Annotated in this window: 6 protein-coding genes; 1 reads left to right on the top strand and 5 read right to left on the bottom strand. The window is 52.2% G+C overall.

Annotated features, from left to right (window positions below; genetic code table 11):
- Positions 1–339 precede the first annotated feature (339 nt).
- Positions 340–1,353 (bottom strand): DNA cytosine methyltransferase, encoded by a 1,014-nt coding sequence (locus ACP5KC_RS08400; protein WP_428287265.1) that lies wholly within the window; start codon positions 1,351–1,353, stop codon positions 340–342.
- A 91-nt stretch (positions 1,354–1,444) separates the two neighbouring features.
- On the opposite strand from ACP5KC_RS08400, the gene ACP5KC_RS08395 reads away from it, so the two are divergent.
- Entirely contained in the window at positions 1,445–2,131 is a 687-nt protein-coding gene (locus ACP5KC_RS08395) for an endonuclease III domain-containing protein (protein WP_428287264.1), read from the top strand.
- Here ACP5KC_RS08395 and ACP5KC_RS08390 read toward each other — a convergent pair.
- The 4 genes from ACP5KC_RS08390 to ACP5KC_RS08375 form a co-directional block, all read right to left on the bottom strand.
- Positions 2,118–3,218: a hypothetical protein gene (locus ACP5KC_RS08390; RefSeq protein ID WP_428287263.1), complete on the bottom strand. Its 1,101-nt coding sequence runs from the start codon at positions 3,216–3,218 to the stop codon at positions 2,118–2,120. The genes ACP5KC_RS08395 and ACP5KC_RS08390 overlap by 14 nt on opposite strands.
- Positions 3,199–3,939, bottom strand: coding sequence for a phospholipase D family protein (locus ACP5KC_RS08385; RefSeq protein ID WP_428287262.1), 741 nt, complete (start codon positions 3,937–3,939; stop codon positions 3,199–3,201). Before ACP5KC_RS08385 ends, ACP5KC_RS08390 begins: the two co-directional genes overlap by 20 nt.
- A gap of 9 nt (positions 3,940–3,948) precedes the next feature.
- Positions 3,949–5,334: a Zn-binding domain-containing protein gene (locus ACP5KC_RS08380; RefSeq protein WP_428287261.1), complete on the bottom strand. Its 1,386-nt coding sequence runs from the start codon at positions 5,332–5,334 to the stop codon at positions 3,949–3,951.
- Positions 5,335–5,338: 4 nt separating this feature from the next.
- Positions 5,339–5,952: hypothetical protein (locus tag ACP5KC_RS08375; protein ID WP_428287260.1), on the bottom strand; the 614-nt coding region annotated here is incomplete at its 5' end.

Raw genomic sequence — 5,952 nt, 5'->3', positions numbered from 1 at the left:
GTTAAACTAAGGAATGGTAAAGGCATACTAGAGGGTTAGGAGTGGGCTTGCTGTGAGAAGGATTTAAGGTCAGTTTAGGGGCTCCTTAAGGCTCCCGCTGGGCTTAAGTAACTCTAGGATATCGTCCTAGTATTCCCTCTTTAGGAGGTTGTGAAGGAAAAGTTTATGCTACTCTTGTAAGGTTAGCTCGTAGTGTTAAATTCATGAAGGAGGTTTGATCCTGCTGCTCTTAAGTTAAGCACGTTGGTAATACATATGCTCGAAGATAATGTAAGCTCAAACGTGGCGGCTAAGATAGTGAAGATGAGAAGTTAGAATACATCAACATATATGTAGATCCTAGAGTAGAGTGGAAACGAGCGCTGCGAATAGCTTCTCTGAGAAAGCTGGTGGGACCGCATCCGCTAGCGACCTATACATATCCTCTAAGTTTAGGGGTCTCAGGTCGAGCCGGTCTGGGAACGTCATCAACCTCGCTAGCTCCCTAGCCGTTATGACCCTATTGTAGATCGGATGGAGCATCATGCTCCTCCGGGGGTGGGGTACAGCCTTAGCCGGGCCTTGTAGGGGGATCCTGTAGAGCCAGTAGCTATGCTTCTTCTCAAGGTCCCTCACGTACTTCGACGCGTCCACGAGACCCTCCCTATGAGCCTTCCTCAGGGAGTAGCCTGGCGGGATGTACGGGAAGAGCTCGCGTATCCTAGACTTGACCTTAGGCGACCTATGATTGTACACCTTAGCTCCTCCCCACTCGCACTCGTCCTCCGGGCATGGGTCTGGGGGGAGACCTAGGAGAGCTTCAGCTGCGCTCCTCGGGGGCTCCCTAAGCTCGCTTAGGCGGTGGAAGGCCCTAGCTGGATCCCCCCTCCTGGAGGCGATTAGGATCCACCTCTTCTTTGCGATGGGCACCCCATACTCGGAGAAGTCCACTAGCTCGTAGCGGGTGGAGTAGCCACTGCTCGAGAGGATCTTAGCTAGGGGCTCCGGATCCCACCCGGGCACCTCCTCCACGACGACGACCTCCGGGTACGCCTCCTTAGCGGCCCTAGCCACCTCAAGGTCTAGCCCGTAGAGCCTGTGAGCAACGCCCCTAGAGCGGCTTGGAGTAGCCATAGAGTAGGGCTGGCACGGGGGACCTGCTATGAGGACCGAGATCCCCCCAAGTTGCGCGTAGTCAACCTCCCTAGCATCCGCGCAAAGCGGCTTCCTAGGAGCTACAGCCCTCACGTAGACTTCGAGCCTCCTGCAGTCGACCTCAACTGCGACCTCAACCTCAAGGCCGGCCCGCCTAGCACCCAACCCGAGACCACCAATCCCCGCGAAGAGCTCCGCGGCAGACACGTCACTTCCCAAGAACTATTATGTGGTATTTATGTTGAGATATAAGAATTTTTCGGATTTAAACGTTTTAAGGTGCGAACCTTAATGAAACTTCAGGGGTATTATGAGTATTGATGTTAGCAGGGTAGGTAGCTTAGAGATTCCCGAGACCGCTGTCGAGATTTCTAGAGCGGCCTTCAAGGTTATAGTGTCTTACTGGAGCTTGTTCAAGAGGAGGTTCCCGTGGAGGGAGACTATGGATCCTTGGGCTGTCCTCCTAGCAGAACTACTCCTAATCCAGACCGACGCTGCCAAGGTTGCTACCATCTTCCCAGAGCTATTAAAGAGAATTCCTAGCCCGTGCCCGCCTCCACGCGAGGAGGAGCTCCAGGAGCTTCTTAGGCCCCTAGGTCTTTGGAGGCAGAGAGCTAGGACCATAAGCGCTATATGCGCCGAGCTCTCTAAAAGAGGCTGTTCCGTCCCCTGCTCTTACGAGGAGCTTGTGAGACTACCGGGCATAGGGCCCTACGTGGCTGCTGCAACTGCAGTCGTAGCCTGTGGCGCTCGCCTTCCAGTCCTCGACGTAAATACTGCGAGGATAATCTCTAGGGTTGCCCTAGGGAAAGATCCAGGGCCCAGGTACTCGTATGACCCCCTCCTTAGGAGACTTGCTGAAAGGACGCCGCTAGGGAGGGAGGAGCTCCTGGCGGCGCTAGACTTCGCTGCCCAGATATGCACAAAGAAAAGACCTAAGTGCGGTGTCTGCCCTATAAGGGGGATGTGTAAGTATTACAAGTCTAGAGCTTTCTAAAACACCCATACTCGTCCACCACCGCGTTATTCCTCATGTCCCTAAGCCATCTTAGCGTCTCGTGCTCAGGAATGCACAACTTTATCCCCTCCTCAACCACGAACTTATCGTCCTGCACGCAACGATATTTCTCCTTAAGGACCTTAATCAGCTGTTCATATACGTCCACCTCAGCAGCGCACCACAAGGCGCTCGCTAGTTCGTCTAACATGATCATCTTGTAGCCGCTCCTTCCGCATCCATTGAATAAGCTCAATACTGAACCGGTCCATGGCCTACCTTTTCGAGGGATTAGGATCATGGCCAAGCACCTCCCCCTAAGACCGCGCTCTGCCAGTATCGGTGCAAGGGTTTCCAGGCGAAGAGCAACATCAACCCCGCACAACTTTCCTAGGTCTGCTAACTCTTCATGAATTTTAGCGGCGTCCAGCTCTCTATCGAATTCGACAACCACTAAGAAGCCCACCGCTAACTTAGGAGTGCCTGAAGCCTGGATTAAAGTGGTTGCCACGGAGAACCCCGGTATGAGCATCCCCTTCAACATGCAACACAGCTCATTAAAGCTCACAGCTGGCACCGAGACTTCAGAACTCCTGCCTATCATAAGTCTCCTCTCAGTTGCGCTCCTGTATAACTGTATGGAACTTATTGGTCTTAGTAGCCGAGCGCGTTGCTGTAATATGCTAATCTTTATTAGTGGGCTAGGTTCGTATCTTCGCTGAACTCGTTCCCATAGATCTCGTTTAATTCTCACAGACGAGAACTCCCTGTGGTGGGGCATGTAGAGGTAGAGCCATAGGTATCTACCGCTTGGGGTCGGCACTGCCCCAAGGAGTAGCCCCTCGACACTCTCTAGTTGCTCAGCCCACTTCGCCTCCCAGCCGAGCTTCTTATCCATGAATTTGAGTAGGTCTAAGAGGAAGGATCCTGAAGCAACATCCTTAACGCAGAGCCTGAAGCTTCGGCTTTTCCTCCCGCACCGAGCTCTTATCAGCCTGTGGAGTTTTACTAAAGCAAGTAGTGCATCCTCCCCCCTGAGGATACCTCCGCGGCAGATAGTAGGTAGGCTAGGAGCTGTAGCCGTCATAAGCTGCCCTCCAAGACGCGTCGAACACCTCTGCTAGGTGCGAGACTACCCTGCCCCTAATGACTAGACCGATATCGTAGTTTACCGCTAAGTGGGCATTGGTTAAGTTGAAGGTACCCACAATCGCCACGCTAGAGTCTATCACTATGAGCTTTGCGTGAACGCCTCTAACTTTGACTCCGCTCTCTCTCTTAGTCAAATACGCTACCTCCAGGTTGCTGAGAAAAGACTTCATTGGCTCAAGAACTCTCCTGTTGCTAAGCCTATCCTCAGTAACCACCCTTATCCACTTAAGCGAGCTGAGCTTTTCGAGACAACTGAGCATGAGGACGCTGAGGAGATCCCCTATGTACGGCATCATCACCCTAATGTTCTCCTTAGCGTTGCAGATGAAGACTCTAAGACCCTCCTCAAGTCCATAGGCCGGAGCTCCCTGAGGTATCCCTAGATCTGCCACTACTGGGGGGTTAAGGATTAACGCTTCTACTTCGCCATAAGGGCCTTCCTCGCCACCTTCAGTAGCGCACCATAATGTTGTGGCTATAGGCTTAGTAGGGTCAATCGGCTGACCGCTCCTCCTAGCGAGACCTCTAGTCTCAAGCTCAGCAAGACCCCTAAGGGCGTCAGCCCACCTTCCTCCTAGCTCCTCGACTACCTCAAATGCGTATGCGCACCTAGAGGGCTTAGACCTTAGGATCTTGAGCACTTCCTCAGCGTTCATGAGCGGCACCTAGAGGGCTAGTGACAGCAGAGTCTTAGCGGCTATCCAGCTAAGCCCTTTATTCAAAGAGCCGCATCCCTCAAGGTACAAACAAGCCCTACACGCCGACAGGCAGCCTCTGGGGCACGGTAGCGATACAAATCTCCGCATCTCCTCAACCAGGTCTGGCATCCCCAGGTCCACCACAGCTCTCGTGGCACCTACTCCACCTGGAGAGTCGTCGTAGATGAGGACCTCGTAGGAGCCGTCCCGGCTCTTTAAAATGGACTCCTCAATCTCCCTTGGATCCACGCCCGAAACCTTGATTACAGACTTAGCGAGTACATGCGCTAATGAGTGAGCTACCTCGAAGGGGGTTAGGCGCGCGCCCCTGGAAGTGCTGACCTCCTCAATAACCCTGCTTATAGCTTTAGACCCCACTTTAACCAGGATTCCATACGTCTTCATCTTCCTGCCCATGGCGATTAACCTTTCTGTTCCACCAGCTCGCGAATAGTACATTATAACAGTCCTAGCCCATCTGCTCGAGTATGGGTGTCCGACTAGGTAGAACGGAACTAGAGTTACAACTTCGAACTCTCCAAAGTAGGCTTTCTCAACCCATTCACTTCCCAGCCTGACGTCCTGTAACATCTTCTTAAACTCATTAGTGAAATCTTTTAGATACTCCCTCAGCAAGTGGGCAGAGATCTTGAAGGGTTTTGTAATCGCCTCACTTGGCATAGCTGGGATTCTCTCTATACCACCTTGTCTCTGGAATACTAGATACCTCTGAATACCATATTGACGATATTGGCACCATCTTATATTGCCCTCAATTCTTAGGTAGTTGCATAACTGAGACGTCACATCGTCATAGGGGCAGGTAAATCCAAGACTCGATAGGGGTCGCTCCGGATCTCTCGGCATTAGACCCTTAAGTTTCCTACTCCTTTCCTTACTCCTCCCCAGCACACAGTCCCGTATGCCTACTATGTAACTCACCGGTAGCACTAGACTTTCACCTCTTTGGGACTCTCCAACGTCGAACTCTAGTAACCCTGCCCTTACCCGATCTCTTGGTACCCCAACGTAGGCCTGCACTGTGTAGACTCTGTAGTTGTAATTTCTTCCACACCTGGGACACACAGGTGGGATTTGCCCTCCCGTCTCACTCACCGTCTCACTCACATAGCCGCATACAGGGCACCTGAAGTACCTCAAGTCTGATATTCTGCTTGGCCCGAGATTAAAGGATACCTTCTTTGGCTCCCACACTTCCACCTCCCCCCTCCTGACTTTATCAGCGAGTCTCGCCAGCGCTACCACTATCCCTGTCGCCCCCCTTCCGTAGCTCTGTGCCATGTCCTCAGCTATGCTTGCTATCAGGTCTAAATAGCTTGTAGCATCACTCACGCTATCAACCTCCCAGCCACTTATCTATGGTGACTTGGCTTTGTGGCTGGACGGTGCTCACCTGGTATGCTACCCCCCTATACGCCACTATCTGCCCCCAGAGAGAGTGCCTTACAGCATACCTCATCTCCCTGCCCCTCTGCCACCCTGGGAATTCGAATATGACTTCTTTGTCGCTATGTCTCAAGTTGTAGAGAGTCTCCTCTCCACCAAAGATATTCACCAAGTCCTTAAGATCCTTAAGACTTCCCATGTTGAGTGCATCAGTAATTTTCCTTACTACCTCCTCAACTGCCTGCTCAACCAGCTCCCTTCTCATGTAAGCGACCTGAACTAGGCTCCTCGGCATCCTGTTTTGACGCAACTTCTCCCTTAGTCGCCTACTAAGCTCCTCAGCTACTCTCTGCTTCTCCCCGGTACTCCGAAGCTCGCCTGCAACCAGCTTGCACATCAGCTCCTGGTATGGACTATTTTGGTCTGAGCACGCAGTCTGAGCTTCTGCAATAGCCCATCTCTTAACTGCTCTATCAATCGCAACCTCGTTGTACGGTGTTACCATTGACACCTCCCTCTCTATAGCCTTGTCCCTTAATTTCCCATCGTATAGTATCCTGTGGT

This window comes from Infirmifilum sp., from assembly GCF_049970975.1.
GTDB lineage: Archaea > Thermoproteota > Thermoprotei > Thermofilales > Thermofilaceae > Thermofilum > Thermofilum uzonense.
The sequence above is the reverse complement of the archived record's forward strand: the minus strand, read 5'-3'. Positions and strand labels throughout refer to the sequence as shown.

Bases quoted from the DNA above. Each gene is read 5' to 3' on its own strand.
- ACP5KC_RS08395 (WP_428287264.1), top strand. From the start codon at position 1,445: ATGAGTATTGATGTTAGCAGGGTAGGTAGCTTAGAGATTCCCGAGACC.
- ACP5KC_RS08390 (WP_428287263.1), bottom strand. From the start codon at position 3,218: ATGACGGCTACAGCTCCTAGCCTACCTACTATCTGCCGCGGAGGTATC.
- ACP5KC_RS08385 (WP_428287262.1), bottom strand. From the start codon at position 3,939: ATGAACGCTGAGGAAGTGCTCAAGATCCTAAGGTCTAAGCCCTCTAGG.